Below are 1,420 nucleotides of genomic sequence, written 5' to 3'. Positions count from 1 at the left end.
TGGCGAGCTATACGCTTGCCGACAATGTCGAGAACCTGAGCTTTGCCGGCACAGGGGCTTTCGCCGGGACCGGCAACGCACTCGATAATGTGATCACGGGTGGCGCTGCCATTGATACGCTTTCCGGCGACACCGGCAATGACACGCTGGATGGCGGGGTTGGCGCCGACAGCTTGACCGGTGGTGAAGGCGACGACACCTATATCGTCGACAATGCCGGCGACATCGTCACCGAAGCCGCCGATGAGGGCACCGACACGGTTCGCACGACACTGGCGAACTATACGCTTGGCAGCGATGTCGAGAACCTCACCTATACCGGCACGGCAGCCTTTGCCGGGACCGGCAATAGCCTTGCCAACACGATCAAGGGTGGGGCAGGTGCCGACACCCTGGACGGAGGCGCCGGAGCCGACATACTGATCGGCGCAGCCGGCAACGACACCTATATTGTCGATGATGTTGGCGACGTGGTCACCGAAGCCGCCAATCAAGGCACCGATCTGATCAAGACGGCGCTTTCAAGCTATACGCTCGACAACAATGTCGAGAGCCTGCTCTATACGGGATCGACCAGCTTCACCGGCACCGGCAATGCGCTCTCCAACACGATTACCGGCGGCGTCGGCAACGACACGCTTGACGGTGGCACCGGCAACGACACGCTGGACGGCGGCGCCGGCGACGACATCTATATCGTCGACAGTGCGAGCGACGTGATCAAGGACAGCGCCGGCACCGACGAAATCCGCACGGCGCTTGCAGCCTACTCGATCGCCACATTGGCCAATGTCGAGAACCTGACCTATACCGGGTCCGCCAGCTTCACCGGCACCGGCAATGCACTTGATAATACGATCACCGGCGGCGCCTTCAACGACACGCTGAACGGCGGGGCCGGTGCGGACAGCTTGATCGGTGGGTTGGGCGACGACATCTACATCGTCGACAATGCCGGCGACAGCGTCGCCGAGAACACCGGCGCGGGCACCGACACGGTTCGCACGACACTGGCAAGCTATACGCTTGGCAGCGATGTCGAAAACCTCACCTATATCGGTACGGGAACTTTTGCCGGGACAGGCAATACGCTGAACAACATCCTGACCGGTGGGGCAGGCGTCGACACGCTTTCCGGCGGTGTCGGCAACGATACCTATGTCATCGGTGGCGGTGATATCGTCATCGAAAATGCCGACGAGGGTATCGACACGGTGCAGACGAATCTGGCCGCCTACACGCTCGGCAACAATGTCGAGAACCTGACATCGACCGGCACGGCGGCCTTTACCGGCAGCGGCAATGCGCTCGACAACGTCCTCAAGGGCGGTGTTGCTGCCGACAAGCTTATGGGGGCTGGCGGCAACGACACTTTGATCGGCGGTGGTGGCTCCGACACGATGTTGGGCGGGATTGGCGA

General features: G+C 61.5%; 1 protein-coding gene. It reads left to right on the top strand.

Annotation, left to right across the window (positions count from 1 at the left end; translation table 11 throughout):
* Window positions 1–1,420 (top strand): calcium-binding protein (locus FHX14_RS32730; RefSeq protein ID WP_246713519.1); only part of this gene is annotated, 1,420 nt, incomplete at both ends.

The organism is Rhizobium sp. BK619 (genome assembly GCF_014195245.1).
Classification (GTDB): domain Bacteria; phylum Pseudomonadota; class Alphaproteobacteria; order Rhizobiales; family Rhizobiaceae; genus Rhizobium; species Rhizobium acidisoli.
The sequence above is the reverse complement of the archived record's forward strand: the minus strand, read 5'-3'. Positions and strand labels throughout refer to the sequence as shown.